Origin of the sequence: Burkholderia sp. Bp9015 (assembly GCF_003853505.1) — a bacterium.
Classification (GTDB): Bacteria; Pseudomonadota; Gammaproteobacteria; order Burkholderiales; family Burkholderiaceae; genus Burkholderia.
This window is the reverse complement of record NZ_QTPZ01000004.1, coordinates 241,092-258,023: the sequence shown is the minus strand read 5'-3', so window position 1 is coordinate 258,023 and position 16,932 is coordinate 241,092. Positions and strand designations below refer to the sequence as shown.

16 protein-coding genes are annotated in these 16,932 nt (G+C 68.4%); 11 read left to right on the top strand and 5 right to left on the bottom strand.

Annotation, left to right across the window (positions count from 1 at the left end; all coding sequences use genetic code 11):
* Window positions 1–224 precede the first annotated feature (224 nt).
* On the top strand, window positions 225–1,340 hold the full coding sequence (locus DIE12_RS07225; protein ID WP_124486127.1) for a succinylglutamate desuccinylase/aspartoacylase family protein: 1,116 nt from the start codon (window positions 225–227) through the stop codon (window positions 1,338–1,340).
* Between the two features lie 148 nt (window positions 1,341–1,488).
* On the opposite strand, the gene DIE12_RS07220 is transcribed toward DIE12_RS07225, so the two are convergent.
* Window positions 1,489–2,295, bottom strand: coding sequence for a MetQ/NlpA family ABC transporter substrate-binding protein (locus DIE12_RS07220; protein WP_044849040.1), 807 nt, complete (start codon window positions 2,293–2,295; stop codon window positions 1,489–1,491).
* A gap of 307 nt (window positions 2,296–2,602) precedes the next feature.
* Between DIE12_RS07220 and DIE12_RS07215 the strand changes: the two genes are divergently transcribed.
* From DIE12_RS07215 to DIE12_RS07175, 9 genes are all read left to right on the top strand, one after another.
* Window positions 2,603–3,763, top strand: a complete 1,161-nt coding sequence (locus DIE12_RS07215; protein WP_124486126.1) for a porin — start codon at window positions 2,603–2,605, stop codon at window positions 3,761–3,763.
* 223 nt (window positions 3,764–3,986) lie between these two features.
* The gene (locus tag DIE12_RS07210; RefSeq protein ID WP_044849042.1) at window positions 3,987–4,247 is read left to right on the top strand and encodes a DUF2866 domain-containing protein; all 261 of its coding nucleotides are present in this window, start codon (window positions 3,987–3,989) and stop codon (window positions 4,245–4,247) included.
* A 135-nt stretch (window positions 4,248–4,382) separates the two neighbouring features.
* A complete protein-coding gene (locus DIE12_RS07205) occupies window positions 4,383–4,766 on the top strand; it encodes a DUF6232 family protein (protein WP_124486125.1) in 384 nt (127 codons plus the stop codon).
* Between the two features lie 71 nt (window positions 4,767–4,837).
* Entirely contained in the window at window positions 4,838–5,065 is a 228-nt protein-coding gene (locus DIE12_RS07200; protein WP_124486124.1) for a hypothetical protein, read from the top strand.
* 267 nt (window positions 5,066–5,332) lie between these two features.
* Window positions 5,333–7,609, top strand: a complete 2,277-nt coding sequence (locus DIE12_RS07195; RefSeq protein WP_124551111.1) for a TonB-dependent hemoglobin/transferrin/lactoferrin family receptor — start codon at window positions 5,333–5,335, stop codon at window positions 7,607–7,609.
* 49 nt (window positions 7,610–7,658) lie between these two features.
* Window positions 7,659–8,750: a hemin-degrading factor gene (locus DIE12_RS07190; RefSeq protein WP_124486122.1), complete on the top strand. Its 1,092-nt coding sequence runs from the start codon at window positions 7,659–7,661 to the stop codon at window positions 8,748–8,750.
* On the top strand, window positions 8,747–9,655 hold the full coding sequence (locus DIE12_RS07185) for a hemin ABC transporter substrate-binding protein (RefSeq protein ID WP_124486121.1): 909 nt from the start codon (window positions 8,747–8,749) through the stop codon (window positions 9,653–9,655). Before DIE12_RS07190 ends, DIE12_RS07185 begins: the two co-directional genes overlap by 4 nt.
* Before the next feature lie 15 nt (window positions 9,656–9,670).
* Window positions 9,671–10,759, top strand: coding sequence for an iron ABC transporter permease (locus tag DIE12_RS07180; protein ID WP_124486120.1), 1,089 nt, complete (start codon window positions 9,671–9,673; stop codon window positions 10,757–10,759).
* On the top strand, window positions 10,729–11,604 hold the full coding sequence (locus DIE12_RS07175) for a heme ABC transporter ATP-binding protein (protein ID WP_409362220.1): 876 nt from the start codon (window positions 10,729–10,731) through the stop codon (window positions 11,602–11,604). Before DIE12_RS07180 ends, DIE12_RS07175 begins: the two co-directional genes overlap by 31 nt.
* A gap of 36 nt (window positions 11,605–11,640) precedes the next feature.
* Here the strand turns inward: DIE12_RS07175 and DIE12_RS07170 are convergent, their stop codons facing one another.
* Window positions 11,641–12,252, bottom strand: a complete 612-nt coding sequence (locus tag DIE12_RS07170) for a trimeric intracellular cation channel family protein (RefSeq protein WP_124486118.1) — start codon at window positions 12,250–12,252, stop codon at window positions 11,641–11,643.
* A gap of 8 nt (window positions 12,253–12,260) precedes the next feature.
* Complete coding sequence (locus DIE12_RS07165) at window positions 12,261–14,378, bottom strand: penicillin-binding protein 1A (protein WP_124486117.1); 2,118 nt, start codon at window positions 14,376–14,378, stop codon at window positions 12,261–12,263.
* Window positions 14,379–14,619: 241 nt separating this feature from the next.
* On the opposite strand from DIE12_RS07165, the gene DIE12_RS07160 reads away from it, so the two are divergent.
* The gene (locus DIE12_RS07160) at window positions 14,620–15,414 is read left to right on the top strand and encodes an aminoglycoside phosphotransferase family protein (RefSeq protein ID WP_124486116.1); all 795 of its coding nucleotides are present in this window, start codon (window positions 14,620–14,622) and stop codon (window positions 15,412–15,414) included.
* Window positions 15,415–15,555: 141 nt separating this feature from the next.
* On the opposite strand, the gene DIE12_RS07155 is transcribed toward DIE12_RS07160, so the two are convergent.
* Together DIE12_RS07155 and DIE12_RS07150 are read right to left on the bottom strand one after the other, a co-directional pair.
* Window positions 15,556–16,551 carry an NAD(P)H-quinone oxidoreductase gene (locus DIE12_RS07155; RefSeq protein WP_124486115.1) on the bottom strand — a complete coding sequence of 332 codons (996 nt, stop codon included), beginning with the start codon at window positions 16,549–16,551 and terminating at the stop codon, window positions 15,556–15,558.
* On the bottom strand, window positions 16,548–16,925 hold the full coding sequence (locus DIE12_RS07150) for a carboxymuconolactone decarboxylase family protein (protein WP_124486114.1): 378 nt from the start codon (window positions 16,923–16,925) through the stop codon (window positions 16,548–16,550). Before DIE12_RS07150 ends, DIE12_RS07155 begins: the two co-directional genes overlap by 4 nt.
* Window positions 16,926–16,932 lie beyond the last annotated feature (7 nt).

Below are 16,932 nucleotides of genomic sequence, written 5' to 3'. Positions count from 1 at the left end.
GGGCTCCGCAAGGAGCCCGTTTTTTTTGCTCGCGCTCGGCGAAAGGCCGCTCGACACGCGTGGACGAAGGGCTGCGGCGCAGTTATTTTTTACGCACCAACCCGATGATTCGTAAAGGAAATCGACATGGCCGGCGCGCGGTTTGATAGGTTCGCGGAAGGCAACGTACAATCGATCTTCCACGCATACCGGATCACTCGCGGCTGCGCCGCCCTCCCCTCATCATGCAAACGCAGACCCATCCGCTGATTTCCCCCGCCGTCGGCACCGAACGCCAGATCACGAGCTTCCACTACGGCCCGCGCGGCGGCAGGAAGGTCTACATCCAGTCGTCGCTGCACGCGGACGAACTGCCCGGCATGCTGGTCGCCGCGCTGCTGCGCCGCAAGATCGCCGCGCTCGAGACGGCCGGCAAGCTGCGCGGCGAAGTGGTCATCGTCCCCGTGCCGAACCCGATCGGCCTGTCGCAGCACGTGTTCGGCGATCACCTCGGCCGCTTCGAGCTCGGCTCGATGCAGAACTTCAACCGCAATTTCTACGATCTCGCGGCGCTCGTGCTGCCGCGCATCGAAGGCCGCCTGACGAACGACGCGCAGCGCAACCTCGCCGCCGTACGCGCCGCGATGCGCGAGGCGCTCGACGAACAGAAGCCGCGCACCGAGCTCGAATCGCAGCGCCTCGCGCTGCAGAAGCTGTCGTTCGACGCCGACATCGTGCTCGACCTGCATTGCGACAGCGACGCGGTGATGCACCTGTATACGAACCCCGATCTGTGGGAAGACGTCGAGCCGCTGTCGCGCTACCTGGACGCGCAGGCGTCGCTGCTCGCGCTGAATTCGGTCGGCAACCCGTTCGACGAGATCCACAGTTTCTGCTGGTCGGATCTGCGCAGCCGGTTCGGCGATCGCTTCCCGATCCCGAACGGCGCGATTTCCGTCACGGTCGAATTGCGCAGCGAGCGCGACGTGTCGTACGAACTCGCGGAGAAGGACTCACAAGCGATCGTCGAATACCTGACCGAGCGCGGCGTCATCGACGGCACGCCCGCGCCGCTGCCGCCGCTCGCGCATCCGGCCACGCCGCTCGCGGGCACCGATCCGCTCGTCGCGCCGGTGTCCGGCGTGATCGTGTTCCGCACGCCGGTCGGCGCATGGATCGAGGCCGGCCAGGATGTGGCCGACATCGTCGATCCGCTGACCGATCGCGTGATCACGCTGAAGAGCAGCGTATCGGGCGTGCTGTACGCGCGCCAGATCGTGCGCTTCGCGACCGCCGGGATGGAAGTCGCGCGGATTGCCGGCGCGAACCCGATCCGCACCGGGTCGCTGCTGTCGGCCTGAGTCGCCTCCGGTCCGGGCCGCCTGAACGGCCGGCCCGCGCGCCGCATCGCGACGCGCACCAACGAAATCGCCCGCTTGCGCGGGCGATTTGCTTTTCGGTCCGGCGGCATGCCCGGCGACGTGGCCGGGGGGCAGCCGGGCGCAGCGTTCAGAACGCCGGCACGATCGCGCCGCCGAACTTCTGGTCGATGAACTTGCGCACGTCGTCCGATTCATAGGCCGCGACGAGCTTCTTCACCCACGGCTTGTCCTTGTCCTGCGCGCGCACCGCGATCAGGTTCGCGTACGGCCCGCGCAGGTCCTCGATCGCGATCGCATCCTTCACCGGCGTGAGCCCGGCCTTCACCGCGTAGTCGGTGTTGATCGATGCGGCGTCGACATCGGGCAGCGCGCGCGGCAACTGCGCGGAGTCGAGTTCGACGATCTTGATCTTCTTCGGGTTCTCGGCGATGTCGAGCGGCGTCGCGTTCACGCCGTTGCTGCCGACGCCCGGCTTCAGCTTGATCACGCCGTACTTCTGCAGCAGCAGCAGCGCGCGGTTGCCGTTGGACGGATCGTTCTGGATCCCGACCTTCGCGCCGGCCGGCAAGTCCTTCAGCGACTTGAGCTTCTTCGAATAGAAGCCCATCGGCGCCGTGTAGGTCAGCCCGACGTTGACGATCTTGTAGCCGCGCTGCTTGATCTGGCTGTCGAGGAACGGCTGGTGCTGGAAGCCGTTCGCATCGAGGTCGCCCGCATCGAGCGCCGCGTTCGGCTGCACGTAGTCGTTGAATTCGATGACCTTGATCGCGAGCCCTTCGCGTGCGGCGACTTTCGTCACCTCGGTCCAGATCTGCGCGTCGGGGCCGCTCATCGTGCCGATCTTCAGCGTCTGGGAATCGGCGTGCGCGCCGGGCGCGGCAAAGGCCAGCGCCGCGGCAAGCGCGCCGAGGCCGGTCAGGATCGAACGTCGCATGGTGTCCTCTTGTCCCGTGTCGTTGTTGAAGCGCGCATCGTGGCACGGGGCCGGACCGGCACCAACCAAGCTTATTTCATGTGCATATTCCTCACTCCGATCGAATCTCAGGCGGAATCGGTATAACTCCCTGCTGTACAACCGGGCAGAATCCAATGTCGCATCGGCACCACAGATTTGTCATATGACAAAGGCTGTCACATTCATTACGTGGCCCGCCGATAAAGTTGCGACCGGTCCGTGAAAGCGCCCATAGAGAGCGCCGGAACCGCAACTGGACACGCCATTTACTCGCTCGGAGAATCCTTTGAACAAGAAACTGTTGACCATCGCCATCCTCGCAGCAACGGCTGGCACGGCGCACGCACAAAGCAGCGTGACCCTGTACGGTGTCATCGATGCCGGTATCAGCTACGTGAACCACAGCAAGACCGCGAACGGCGGCAGCGGCAAGCTGTTCAAGTACGACGACGGCGTGGCCCAGGGCAGCCGTTGGGGCCTGCGCGGCACCGAAGACCTCGGTGGCGGCCTGAAGGCGATCTTCGTGCTCGAAAACGGCTTCAACAGCGGCAACGGCACGATCGGCCAGGGCGGCGCGATCTTCGGCCGTCAAGCATACGTCGGCCTGAGCCAGGCGCAATACGGCACGGTCACGTTCGGCCGTCAGTACTCGTTCTCGACCGACATCCTCGGCTCGAACTACTCGACGGGCGGCAACACGGTCGCGGGTAACTACGCGTACCACGTGAACGACGTCGACCAGCTCACGTCGAGCCGCATCAACAACTCGGTGAAGTTCCAGAGCGCGAACTACGCCGGCTTCACGTTCGGCGCGTTGTACGGCTTCTCGAACTCGACCGACTTCGCAGGCGCACCGTCGACCACGACGGGCACCACGACGACGGCCGGTTCGTCGCGCGCATACAGCTTCGGCCTGAACTACGCGAACGGCCCGTTCGCGCTCGGCGCCGCCTACACGGACATCCGCTTCCCGAGCCAGTCGACGCCGGCATTCTCGACGTCGATCGCGAACATCGCGCTGACGAACATCCGCGACCTGCGCACGTACGGCGTCGGTGGCCGCTACCTCTTCGGGCCGGCAACGGCATGGCTGCTCTGGACGCGCACGCAGTTCACCCCGATCGCGGCTGGCGCATCGGGCACGTTCTACAACGCGTATGAAGCGGGCGTGAAGTACGCGATCACGCCGGCCCTGTCGGCAGCAGTCGGCTACACGTACACGAACGCCACGCAAAGCGGCAACTCGGCACACTGGAACCAGGGCAACATCGGCCTCGACTACGCACTCAGCAAGCGTACGGACGTGTACGCGCTGGTCATCGGCCAGAAGGCGTCGGGCAACAACGTGCAGGCGCAGATCGGCTCGAGCACGAGCTACTTCAGCACGTCGGGCAACGGTGCGACGAACCAGATCGCCGCGCGCGTCGGTATCCGCCACAAGTTCTAAAGCATCCGCTTAACTCGTCCGCTCATCGCGCGGATGACGACGGCACGAAGCGCCCCGCTCCATGCGGGGCGCTTTTTTATGGGCTTTTAAGTTTCGCTTAATTCTGGGCTGAGAGGATGCTCTCACCCCCCCTGTTGGCCGCCTGAGCATCGGCGGCTTCTTTTTTTTGAGACCCACTACGGCACCGCCATCAACTGCCCGCAAGACAGGATCGGAGGCCAAGATGATCGAAGATACCGTTTTCAGCCATCTGCACGCGATTCTGACGCGTCAGCATTCGCTACCGGTCCAGAGCTGCCGCGTGTCGGTGGCGATGCAGCGCCCATGGGGCCGCCCGTACCGGCTCGTCGAATGGACGATGCATCTCGACGCGCCCGCGCGGCGCCAGATCGTGCCGGCCGAATCGACCGACGAAGAGATCGCCGAGGTCGTCGCGTCGCACGTGCCGGGCCGCCTGTACGGCGACGGCCAGCTGCAGTTCTGACTTCCCCCTCGTTACGCCTCGTTACCCGTCCCTGCCCGCAGCGCGGCCGGCCCGCACGCATCGTGCGGCACTCGGTCTCGTTTGACGCGGCAACGAAGTCTGCTACGCTGCGCGTTTTCGTCCACGCACCATACGATGGAAAACGCATTCAACGAACGCGGCGTGATGGTCACGCGCAACGGCCTGTCGGCCGCCGGGCAGGTCTTCCCGCTGCGTGACATCCGCAACGTCGACGTCGTCAAGATCCCGAAGAATCGCCTCGTGCCGTCGCTGATCTCGCTGATCGGCGTGGTCGCCGCCATTGCCGGCGGCATCGGCGGATCGAGCGCCGCGCTGGTCGTCGGCGTGATGCTCGCCGTCGTCGGCTATCTCGCCTGGACCACGCAGGACATCACGTACCGGCTGATGGTCGAGATGCCCGACGGCAAGCGCGAAGCGCTGTCGAGCGTCGACCCCGAATTCGTCGAACGCGTCGCGCAGGTCGTGCGCGATGCACGGACGGCGACGGCCGCCGGCTGATTTCCGCTGCGCGCGCCGACCACCTACTATGAAATGAGCGGCACGCCGCCGCGTCGTTCGAGGAGGTCGGCATGAACCCCCAATCGCTGTCCGGCATGCTGCGCGCGCAGGAACTGCTGCTCGTCACGATGATCCGCGCGCTTCCGCCCGACGCACGCAGCGCGCTCGTCGACCTCTACGCCGAACAGCTCGCGTTCGCCGAACAGGCCGGCTTCGAAGGTCACGGCGATCGCGCGACACACGACGCGTTCATCGCGCATGCGCGCAACCTGCTGATTCGCATCGAATCGCTCGCATAGGGCCTCTGCTCACGCCGATAACGGACCCGCGCCGGCCCGCTTCTCCCGAATTTGCCCCTGCGCGGCGCGTCCGGTCCGCGCCGGCGGCGCACGTCCTCAGACGCCGCTTTCCGTTCTTGTATTGATAATAGTTCTCATTTACACTGAACGAATCATCAATTCCCTTTCAATTCGCCGTTCGCCGCCTGCCGCGCGCGAATGGGCCAGCCAGGTGAACGCGTCACCCAGCCAGCCTTCGGGCTAGTCATCGTCAATGGGAGACCACCTGTGCATTGCTATCCGCTGGCGCGGCGGCCGATCTGTGCCGCGCTGTTCGGCGCGTTCGGCCTGTCCGCCGCCCCGGCTTACGCCGATTCGTCGCCGCAAGGCGCCAACCCTTCATCTGCCGTGCTGACCACCGCCGCCGCATCCACGCGCGGCAATGCGGCGCTGCTCGACCCCGTCACCGTCACGGCCACCCGCACCGCCACCGCCGCGAGCCGCACGGCCGCGTCCGTGTCGGTCATCAGCGACGACGATCTCGACGAGCAGCAGGCGACCAACATCAAGGACGCGCTGCGCTACGAGCCGGGCGTCACGGTGCGCCGCACCGCGTACAGCCCCGGCAGCGCCGCGCTCGGCGGCGGCCGCGACGGCGATTCGAGCATCAACGTCCGCGGCCTCGAAGGCAATCGCGTGCTGCTGATGGAAGACGGCATCCGCCTGCCGAACGCGTTCTCGTTCGGGCCGCTCGAAGCCGGCCGCGGCGACTACGCGGATCTCGACATGCTCAAGCGCATCGAGATCCTGCGCGGGCCGGCATCGGCGCTGTACGGCAGCGACGGGCTGACCGGCGCGGTGAACTTCATCACGAAGGATCCGCGCGACCTGCTGTCGATCTACGGCAAACCCACCTACTTCTCGCTCCGGCCGGGTTACGACTCGGCCGACCGCAGCGTCGGCGCGACGGTGTCGGCCGCGGGCGGCAACGACCGCGTGCAGGGGATGATCATCGCCGACGGCCGGCGCGGCCATGAGGTCGACACGCGCGGCAGCGACAATTCCGCGAGCACGCTGCGCACGACGTCGAACCCGCAGGACGTCTATTCGGAATCGCTGCTCGGCAAGCTCGTGCTGACACCCACCGCGGGCGACACGATCAAATTCACCGCGGAAACCGTGCAGCGCCGCGTGAGCACCGACGTGCTGTCGGCGATCAACCCGCCCGGCACGCTCGGGCTCACGACGCACGACCGGCTCGAGCGCAACCGCTTCAGCATCGACTACGACTTCCGCGACGATGCGTTGCGCTGGTTTCAGAACGCACACGTTCAGTTCTACTACCAGGATGCGATGCAGGATCAATACGCGTTCGAGACGCGCGGCGCGCCGCTGAAATCGCGCTCGCGCGACAACCAGTACAAGGAGCGCACGTTCGGTGGCGCCGCGTTCGCCGAAAGCGGCTTCTCGACGGGCCCGCTCGCGCACAAGCTGCTGTATGGCGTCGACGGCAGCCTGTCGCGCGTGACGAACCTGCGCGACGGCACGGTGCCGGGCGTCGGCGAGGCGTTCCCGAACAAGGCGTTTCCCGATACCGACTACACGCTGTTCGGCGCGTTCGTGCAGGACCAGGTCGGCTATGGCCGCCTGCTCGTCACGCCGGGGCTGCGCTTCGACACGTACCGGTTGAGCCCGACGCGCAACGATCCGCTGTTCACCGGCACCGCGGTGTCGACGAGCGCGAACGAAGTGTCGCCGCGCGTCGCGGTGCTCTACGAGATCACGCCCGCGCTGATTCCGTATGCACAGTACGCGCACGGCTTCCGCGCGCCGACGCCCGACCAGGTGAACAGCAGCTTCTCGAACCCGGTGTACGGCTACACGTCGATCGGCAATCCGAACCTGAAGCCCGAAACCAGCGACACGTTCGAAGCCGGCCTGCGCGGCAAGGCCGGCACCGGCTACGGCGTGGTGCGCTACAGCGCGGCCGCGTTCACGGGCCGCTACCGCAACTTCATCGCGCGCACGACGATCGCGGGCGGCGGCCGGCCAACCGACCCGTTCGTGTTCCAGTACGTGAACTTCGCCGACGCGCGCATCCACGGCCTCGAAGGTCGTGCCGAATGGATCATGCCGAACGGCGTCACGCTGAAGACCGCGATGGCGTTCACCAGGGGCTCGACGCGGAACGACGGCGCGGCGAGCCAGCCGCTGAACACGATCAATCCGTTCTCGGCGGTGTTCGGCGTGCGCTACGAACCCGGCGAACGCTGGTTCGTGCAGACCGACCTGCTGTTCCAGGCCGCGAAACGCGACAAGGACATCGACAAGTCCGACTGCTCGAACAAGGCGTGCTTCGCGCCGCCGTCGTCGTTCGTCGTCGACCTGCGCGGCGGCTACCGCTTCAACAAGCATGTGAGCGCGACGATCGGCATCCGCAACCTGTTCGACCGCAAATACTGGAACTGGTCGGACGTGCGCGGCATCGCCGCCGATTCGCAGGTGCTCGACGCGTATACGTCGTCCGGACGCACCGTCGCCGTCAGCATGAAAGTGGATTTCTGATGCGCGCGATCGCGCGTTCCTGCCCAACCGTTACTTGAAGGAGTCCGACATGATGCATTCCGCCCTTCCCGGCCAGCCGGCCACGCCGGCCCGCGCGCCCGCCGCGTTGCGCGACGCATTCGTCAAGCTCAAGGCCGAGCGCCAGCTGCGCAACCGCGACGTCGCGCAGGCGCTCGGCGTCAGCGAAGGCGAGGCGCTCGCCGCGTTCGTCGGCGAGCACGTGGTGCGGCTCGACGCGCGCTTTCCGGCGATGTTCGAGGAAATGCCGCGCCTCGGCCGCGTGATGGCGCTCACGCGCAACGACACGGCCGTCCACGAGAAGGACGGCGAATATGCGCAGATGAGCCACGACGGCCCGGTCGGCCTCGCGCTCGGCGACATCGACCTGCGCATCTTCTACCGTCACTGGGCGTCCGCGTTCGCGGTGCGCGACGAAACCTCACACGGTCCGCTAAAGAGTTTGCAGTTCTTCGACGCGCAGGGTCATGCGATCCACAAGGTCTACCTGCGCGCGCACAGCGATCACGCGGCGTACGACGCGTTCGTCGAACGCTGGCGCGCGGCGTCGCAGGAGCCGGGGCTCGACGTCGTGCCCGCCGCACCGAAAACGCCCGAGCGGGCCGATACCGGGATCGACGTCGCAGGCTTTCGCGCCGCATGGGACGCGATGACCGACACGCATCAGTTCTTCGGCATCACGCAGCGCTTCGGCGTGAGCCGCATGCAGGCGCTGCGCCTCGCCGAGCCGCGGTACGCGTATCCGGTCGAGGCGACGCGCGCGCTGCGTCACGTGCTCGAACGGGCCGCGGGCAGCGGCCAGCCGATCATGGTGTTCGTCGGCAATGCAGGGATGATCCAGATCCACACGGGCCCCGTCGCGAACGTGCGCGAGGTCGGCGCATGGATCAACGTGCTCGACCCGGGCTTCAACCTGCACGTGCGCGAGGACCTGATCGCCGCCGCGTGGGTCGTGAAGAAGCCGACGAGCGACGGCATCGTCACGTCGCTGGAGTTGTTCGACCGGCAGGGCGACCATGTCGCGCTGCTGTTCGGCGAACGCAAGCCCGGCCGCGTCGAACGCGACGACTGGCGCGCGCTCGTCGCGACGCTGCCGTCGGCGGCGCGCGGAGACGCGCGGTGAGCGCGCGATCGTTCCAGCCGCGACGCCGCGTCGTGCTCGCGGGCGCGATCGCCAGCGCACTCGCGGGCGCGCTGCCCGGCCGAGCGCTCGCGCAAGCCGCGCCGAAGCGCGTGGTCGTGATCGGCGGTGCGCTTGCGGAAACCGCGTTCGCGCTCGGCGGCGCCGACGCGCGCGGTTACCGGCTCGTCGGCACCGACACGACCTGCACGTACCCGGACGCCGCGAAGCGCCTGCCGAAGGTCGGCTACCAGCGCGCGCTGTCGGCCGAGGGGCTGCTGTCGCTACGGCCCGATCTCGTGCTCGCGTCGGCGGAGGCCGGCCCGCCCGCCGCGATCGCGCAGGTGAGAAGCGCGGGCGTCGCGGTCACGACGTTCGACGAGCGGCACGACGTCGATTCGGTGCGCGCGAAGATCACCGGCGTCGCGCAAGCGCTCGACGTACGCGACGCGGGCACCGCGCTGCTGCAACGCTTCGATCGCGACTGGCAGGCCGCGCGCGACGCGGTCGCCGCGCGCGTGCCCGGCGGCGCGCAGCCGCCGCGCGTGCTGTTCGTGCTGAACCATACCGGCAACCAGGCGCTCGTCGCCGGCCAGCGCACGGCCGCCGACGCGATGCTCCGCTACGCGGGCGCGCGCAACGCGATGCAGGGTTTCGATCACTACAAGCCGCTGACGACCGAGGCGCTGGCCGCCGCCGCCCCCGACATCGTGCTGATCTCCGACGAAGGACTCGCGGCGGTCGGCGGGCGCGCCGCGCTGCTCGCCGCGCCCGGCTTCGGCGCGACGCCGGCCGGCCGCGCACGGCGCGTCGTGTCGCTCGATGCGCTGTTCCTGCTCGGCTTCGGTCCGCGCCTGCCGCTCGCCGTCACGACCCTGCACCGGCGCCTGTCGGATGCGCTCGCCTGATTCCGGAGCGTCCCGATGCCTGTTCATGCTTCGCCTTTCCCCGCGCGGTCGCACGTATCGCATGCCAGCGCCGCGCGCGTCGGCGCGTCGCGCCGCCTCGTACCGTTCGCGCTGGCCGCGCTGGCCGCGCTCGTGTGTGTCATGTCCGTCATCGCGCTGTGCGTGGGCGCGTACCGCATTCCGTTGGCGGAGGCCTGGGCCGCGCTGAGCGGCGACCCGGCCGCCCGGCAGGCAGGCGCGGTGCTGTTCGACATCCGCGCGCCGCGCGTCGTGCTCGCGCTGCTGGTCGGCGGCGGCTTCGGCGCGGCCGGCGCCGCGATGCAGGCACTGTTCCGCAATCCGCTCGCCGACCCGGGGCTCGTCGGCGTGTCGAGCGGCGCGGCGCTCGGCGCAACGACGACGATCGTGCTCGGCCCCGCGTTGTTCTCCGCGCACGCGAGCGCGGCCGTGCTGCCCGTCGCCGCGTTCGCCGGCGCGCTCGCGGTCGCGGCGCTCGTCTACCGGCTCGCCGCGTCGCGCGGCCGGCTCGCGCTGCCGCTGCTGCTGCTCGCCGGCATCGCGATCAACGCGCTGGTCGGCGCGGCGATCGGCCTGCTCACGTTCGTCGCCGACGACGCGCAGTTGCGTTCGCTGACGTTCTGGAGCCTCGGCAGCCTCGGCGGCGCGCAATGGTCCGCGCTGGCGGCCGTCGCGCCGTGCGTCGCGATCGGCTGCGTGCTGCTCGCGCGCGACCGTGACGCGCTCAACGCATTGCAGCTCGGCGAAACCGAGGCGCTGCACCTCGGCGTGCCCGTGCAGCGGCTCAAGCGGCGCGTGCTCGTCGCGGTCGCGCTCGCGGTCGGCGCGCTCGTGTCGTGCGCGGGCATCATCGGTTTCATCGGCCTCGTCGCGCCGCACTGCGTGCGCCTCGCGTGCGGCCCCGACCAGCGCGTCGTGCTGCCCGGCGCCGCATTGCTCGGCGCGCTGCTGACGCTCGCCGCCGATCTCGCCGCGCGCACCGTCGCCGCGCCCGCCGAGATTCCGCTCGGCGTGCTCACCGCATTGCTCGGCGCACCGTTCTTTCTCGCGCTGCTGTGGAAAAGCCGCGGCGCGCTCGGCGGCTGATCCTTCATGCACCCATCATGCTGACTGCCCATCATCTCGGCGTCGCCCGCCGGCACCGCACCGTTCTGCACGACCTGTCGCTGTCGATCGAACCCGGCCGCGTGACCGCGCTGCTCGGTCGCAACGGCGCGGGCAAGAGCACGCTGCTGAAGACCCTGGCGGGTGAACTGACCGGCAGCGTCGCGCCGAACGGCGTGCGCGTGACCGGCGACATCACGCTGAACGGCGAACCGCTCGCGCACATCGACGCGGCGCGGCTCGCGTGCCTGCGCGCCGTGCTGCCGCAGGCCGCGCAACCGGCGTTTCCGTTCAGCGTCGACGAAATCGTGCTGCTCGGCCGCTATCCGCATGCGCGGCGCGGCGGCCCGCGGCACGTGATCGCGCATTGCGATCGCGACATCGCATGGCAGGCGCTCGAACGCGCGGGCGCCGACGCGCTCGTCGGCCGCGACGTGACGACGCTGTCGGGCGGCGAGCTCGCACGCGTGCAGTTCGCGCGCGTGCTCGCGCAGTTGTGGCCGGACGACGACGCGCAGCCGAGCCCGCGCTACCTGCTGCTCGACGAGCCGACCGCCGCGCTCGATCTCGCGCACCAGCACCGGCTGCTCGATACCGTGCGCACGGTAGCGCGCGAGTGGCGGCTCGGCGTGCTCGCGATCGTCCACGATCCGAACCTCGCCGCGCGGCACGCGGATACGATCGCGATGCTCGCGGACGGCACGATCGTCGCGCAGGGTGCGCCGCGCGACGTGATGACGCCCGGCCATATCGCGCAGTGCTACGGATTCGCCGTGAGGATGGTGGAAACGGGCGACGGGGCGCCGCCGCTCATGGTGCCGGCGTAGAACACGCGTATCGTCGCGTCCGTGCGGCACCCTCGCTCAACGCTCGACGTCCGCGACACCGAACGTGCGCATCTTCCACCCGAGCCGTACGGCCAGCATCCGCATCGTGAAGCCGGCCGCCAGCGCAACCGCCGTCGCGAACCCGGCATCGACGCCGAGATGCTGGATCCCGACATACAGCGTGCCCGTGAAGAACGCGACGCTCGCATACAGTTCGTCGCGCAGGATCAGCGGCATCTCGTTGCACAGCAGATCGCGCAGCATCCCGCCGCACACGCCGGTGATCGCACCGGCCAGCACGACGATGATCGGCGCGGTGCCCGTCGACGCGCCGATGTCGCAGCCGATGATCGTGAACGCCGCGAGGCCGATCGCGTCGACGGTGACGAACAGCGTCTTCATGCGCGCGACGTGCCGCGCGGCCCACGACGCGACGGTCGCCGCGGCGAGCGTGATCACGAGGTACTCGGGATGCGCGATCCAGCCGAGCGGATAGTGGCCGAGCAGCACGTCGCGCACGGTGCCGCCGCCAAGCGCCGTGACCGCGCCGACGAGCGCGAGCCCGAAGCGGTCCATCCCGCGCCGCATGCCCATCAGCGCGCCCGACATCGCCTCCGCGACGATCGCGATCAGATAAAGCGTATGCATCGCGCGCCTCAGTCTTCGGTACGGAACAGGTCGAGCACGCGTTCGCGTTCGGCCGCGTCGACGGCGGCCGGCATCGGCTCGCCGGACATGCCGCGCCCGTCCGGCGCATCGGACGCCGGCGCACCGCCACAGGCAAAACGGCTGCGGATGAACGGCGGCATGTCGGCGGTGCAAGTGCCGCGCATGTATTCGGCGTACACGAAATCGCCGTCGACGAGCGCGACGTCCTGCGGCGGCGTCGCATCGACCGGCGTACGTCCGTCGACGGCCGTCTTCATGTAGTCGAGCCAGACCGGCAGCGCGAGCGTCGCGCCGGTCGCGCGCCCCATCGGGCGCGGCGTGTCGTAGCCGAGCCACGCGACCGCGACGATGCCCGACGAATAGCCGGCGAACCACGCGTCCTTCGAGCCGTTCGACGTGCCCGTCTTGCCGGCCGTGTCGTCGCGGCGCAGCGCGAGCGCGCCGCGCGCGGTGCCGGCCCGCACGACGTCGCGCAGCATGCTGTCCATCACGAACGCATTGCGCACCGACACGACGCGCGTGCCTTCAGGCGTCGTCGCCTCGTACATCGCGCTGCCATGACGCTGCTTCACCGACAGGATCAGCCGCGGCACCATCCGTATCCCGCCGTTCGCGAACACGCCGTACGCGCTCGCGAGTTCGAGCGGCGTCACGGCGCCCGCGCCGAGCGCGAGCGGCAGCGACGCCGGATTGCGCCGCGCGTCGAAACCGAAGCCCACCGCATGCTGCTGCACGTAGCGCGCGTCGGCCGCCTGCATCAGGTTGACCGCGACGAGGTTCTTCGAGCGCACGAGCCCGCGCCGCACCGGGATGAAGCCCTCGTATCGGTTGCCGAAATTGCGCGGACGCCACGGCCGCGCGCCGGTTTCCGCATGCGTGAGCGTGCGCTGCGTATCGTCGACCAGCACGCCCGGGAAGTAGCCCTTCTCCAGCGCCGCCGAATAGACGAACGGCTTGAAACTCGACCCCGGCTGGCGATACGCCTGCAATGCATGGTCGAACACGTTGCGGCCGAAATCCGCGCCGCCGACGAGCGCGAGCATGTCGCCCGTCGCCGCATCCAGCGACACGAGCGCGCCTTCGAGCCCGTTGCGCACATCGCGCTTGCCGGGCTGGCGGCGCAGCGTACGCCCGAGCGCGGCCTCGGCCGCGCGCTGGTCGCGCATCGAGATCGTCGTCGTCACGTCGAGGCCGAGCGTATAGGCGTCGTCGTGAAAGCGCTCGACCATCATCCGGCGCGCGCGCTCCGCGACGTACGGCGCCGCGACGATGCCGGGCGGCGGCGTGGTCGCCAGCACGATCGGCAGGTCGACCGCCTCGCGATAGGTCGCCTCGTCGAGTTCGCCGAGCGCGTGCATGCGGCCGAGCACGTAGTTGCGCCGCGCGGTCGCGCGCGCCGGATTGACGACCGGGTTGAACGCGGACGGCGCCTTCGGCAATCCGGCGAGCACGGCCGCCTCGCCCGCGCTCAGCGCGTCGAGCGGCTTGCCGAAATACACGTTCGCGGCCGCCGCGAAACCGTACGCGCGCTCGCCGAGATAGATCTGGTTCATGTACAGCTCGAGCAGCTTGTCCTTGCCGTATTCGCGCTCCAGCTTGATGGCCATCAGGATCTCGGCGAGCTTGCGGCTCAGCACCTTGTCGCGTGTCAGGTAGAAATTGCGCGCGACCTGCATCGTGATCGTGCTGCCGCCCTGCCCCGGCTGCCCGGTCACGACGTTCGCGAAGGTCGCGCGCGCGAGGCCGCCGACGTCGATCGCGCCGTGCTGGTAGAACTTCGCGTCCTCGGCCGCGAGCAGCGCGTGGCGCATCAGCGGCGGAATGCGTTCGAGCGGCACGAACTCGCGGCGCTCGACGCCGTACTCGGCCAACAGGTCGCCGTCGCGCGAAAAAATCCGCAGCGGCAGCGCGGGACGGTAGGCGGCCAGATGTTCGACGGACGGCAGTTGCGTCCAGATGCGGTGAATCGTCCATGCGCCGATGCCCGCGCACGCGAGCGTCAGGCCGAGCAGCGCGCCCGCGAGCATGCGCCATGCGCGGCGGCGGCGTGACGGTGCGGACGGTGGCGCGGGGGGCGGCGATGGGTTGGCGGTGGGGTCGGTCATGTCGGGCTCCTTCTTCAGTGCCGCGACGGCCGGCGCGCGAGTGGCGCCGATCGTCGCGAAAGGCGCGCATTGTCGAAGGGATGGCGCGAAACCGGAACATTCTTCAGCCAAAGTTTGGCTGGCTAAATTTTATTTAGGAAAGCCCGGCGGGGGCCGCTCGCGCGGTGCACGCAGGCCTATGGCATGTCGTCACGGCCGAGCGCACCGGGCGCGCGAGCCGGTTCGCTTGTACCATCGTCGGATGTTCGATCGATACCTCGACCTGTGGGGCCTCGTTCCCGACGGCGGCCCGATCCTGACCGCGAGCGGCGGCCTGTTGCCGGTCGTCTGGCGCACACGGCCGGCAATGCTGAAAGTCGCGACCTGCGACGAAGAGCGTCGCGGCAATGCGCTGATGACCTGGTGGAACGGGGATGGCGCCGCGCGCGTGTGGTTGCACGACAGCGACGCGGTACTGCTCGAACGCGCGCAGCCGGCGCCGACGCTCGCCGGCTTGTCCGCCGCGGGACACGATGACGACGCGATCCGGATCGCATGTCGCGTGGTCGCGCGGCTGCATGCGAATCGCGCACCGGCACCGCCCGCGGCCGTGCCGCTGCCCGACTGGTTCCACGCGCTGCTGTCGCACGACACGGACGACGACGTGCTGCGGCGTTCTGCCGAGACGGCGCACCGGCTGCTGGCCGTGCCGCCCGTCGATGACGTCGTGCTGCACGGCGACATCCATCACGGCAACCTGCTGTATTTCGGCGATCGCGGCTGGCTGGCGATCGACCCGAAGGGGCTTCGTGGCGACCGCACGTTCGACTACGCGAACCTGTTCTGCAATCCCGCGCACGACATCGCTGTGGCTCCCGCGCGCTTCGAGCGTCGCGTCGTGCTCGTTGCGGATGCCGCACAGCTCGACCGGCGGTGGTTGCTGCAATGGATTCTCGCGTGGTCGGGGCTGTCGGCCCTGTGGTTGATGGAAGACGGCCTGCCGCCCGATACGCGGCTGCAGGTTGCGCAACTCGCGGCAATCGCGCTCGGTCCGTAGCGGATTTCCGAGGGAAAGCGGCGAAGACCACCGTATCCGGCCAGAAGCGGTCGCTCACGCAAGTTGGCCGAGTGACCGCTTCGCTCCGCTTAACCGCCAAACCGCTTCGTGCACAGGCATGCGACGTGAACAAGCGTCACTTCAGATGTTTTCGGTCATCGTCAGAATGATCTTTCCCACGTTCAGGGCCGACTCCATCCGTCGATGGGCAGCCGCGGCATTGGCGAGAGGAAACACGCTGTCGACGACCGGCTCCAGGCCCGCTCCTCCCGCAAAGCGGTCCAGCCAATGTTCGCGAAACCGCCGAACCATCGCGTGCTTCTCGCGCTGGTCGCGCGACTTCATCACCGTGCCGATGATTTGCAGATGACGGTACAGGATCTGTTCGAGACTCACGCTCACGTCACCGCCGCCGCCGAGTATGCCGACCTGCACCAGCCGGCCGCCGTTTGCCAATGACGCGACATTCCGGGAAAAATACGGCGCGCCCACGAAGTCGATAACCACGTCGACGCCGCGTTTGTCTGTCCTGCTTGCGACGACTTCCGAAAAGTCCTGCGTCTTGTAGTCGATCGCATGGTCCACACCCAGTTGAACGATCCGTTCCAGCTTCGAGGCTTCGGCGGTCGCGAATATCGTCGCGCCGGTTGCGTAGGCCAGTTGGACCGCCGCGGAACCCACCCCGCCCGCCGCTGCGTGAATAAGCACCGATTCGCCACGCTGCAAGCGGCCAAGATGCAACAACGCTTCGTGCGCCGTGACGAAGACTTCCGGTATCGCAGCCGCGTGCACGTAGTCGATCGTTGCCGGAATGGGCATCGCCATTCTCCAGTCAATGCGCGCCAGTTCTGCATAGGCCCCGCCGCCCACGACGCCCATTACACGATCACCGACCTTGTAACCCTGCACGGAAGGTCCCGTCTCGATCACCTCGCCGGCGATTTCGAGCCCCATGATCGTCGAGTCGCCGAAGTTCGGACGGCCGTATCCTCCTCGCCGATGCGTAAGATCCGCGCGATTCACGCCTGCGGCATGGACGCGTACCAGCAGATCGTCGGGGCGAACCTCGGGAGCCTGAACGTCGGCGAGCTGGAGAACCTCGGCCTCGCCGAATTCGTTGAATGTGATGGCTTTCATTTCAAACCGTCCTGCGTCGTGGATGAATGGCCGGCGAAATCGTCGGACCGGGGTTGCGCGCCGAGCGTTGCCTGCGCCGCGGCCGATGCCGAGATTGCCGCAGGAAACCCCGCATAGAACGCGAGGTGAGTGATCGTCGCGGCGAGTTCTTCGCGGGTTACGCCGTTTGCCAACGCGCGGCGCAGGTGCGCCGGCAACTCGTCGAGATGGCCCCCCGCGATCAGCGCGGCGACGGTCACGAGGCTGCGGTCCCGCGGCGAGAGCGCCGGATCGCTCCAGATCCGCGGATAGAGCGTGTCGTCGACGAATGCCGAGAGCTTCGGCGTGAAGGCACGCGCGGCCTCGCGCGGACTGTCGAAATGCGTATGAGACATGGCGATC

Excerpts from the sequence above, each read along its gene's own strand:
- DIE12_RS07225 (WP_124486127.1), top strand. The coding sequence starts at position 225 with ATGCAAACGCAGACCCATCCGCTGATTTCCCCCGCCGTCGGCACCGAA.
- DIE12_RS07220 (WP_044849040.1), bottom strand. The coding sequence starts at position 2,295 with ATGCGACGTTCGATCCTGACCGGCCTCGGCGCGCTTGCCGCGGCGCTG.
- DIE12_RS07210 (WP_044849042.1), top strand. The coding sequence starts at position 3,987 with ATGATCGAAGATACCGTTTTCAGCCATCTGCACGCGATTCTGACGCGT.
- DIE12_RS07205 (WP_124486125.1), top strand. The coding sequence starts at position 4,383 with ATGGAAAACGCATTCAACGAACGCGGCGTGATGGTCACGCGCAACGGC.
- DIE12_RS07200 (WP_124486124.1), top strand. The coding sequence starts at position 4,838 with ATGAACCCCCAATCGCTGTCCGGCATGCTGCGCGCGCAGGAACTGCTG.
- DIE12_RS07190 (WP_124486122.1), top strand. The coding sequence starts at position 7,659 with ATGATGCATTCCGCCCTTCCCGGCCAGCCGGCCACGCCGGCCCGCGCG.
- DIE12_RS07180 (WP_124486120.1), top strand. The coding sequence starts at position 9,671 with ATGCCTGTTCATGCTTCGCCTTTCCCCGCGCGGTCGCACGTATCGCAT.
- DIE12_RS07170 (WP_124486118.1), bottom strand. The coding sequence starts at position 12,252 with ATGCATACGCTTTATCTGATCGCGATCGTCGCGGAGGCGATGTCGGGC.
- DIE12_RS07165 (WP_124486117.1), bottom strand. The coding sequence starts at position 14,378 with ATGACCGACCCCACCGCCAACCCATCGCCGCCCCCCGCGCCACCGTCC.
- DIE12_RS07160 (WP_124486116.1), top strand. The coding sequence starts at position 14,620 with ATGTTCGATCGATACCTCGACCTGTGGGGCCTCGTTCCCGACGGCGGC.
- DIE12_RS07155 (WP_124486115.1), bottom strand. The coding sequence starts at position 16,551 with ATGAAAGCCATCACATTCAACGAATTCGGCGAGGCCGAGGTTCTCCAG.
- DIE12_RS07150 (WP_124486114.1), bottom strand. The coding sequence starts at position 16,925 with ATGTCTCATACGCATTTCGACAGTCCGCGCGAGGCCGCGCGTGCCTTC.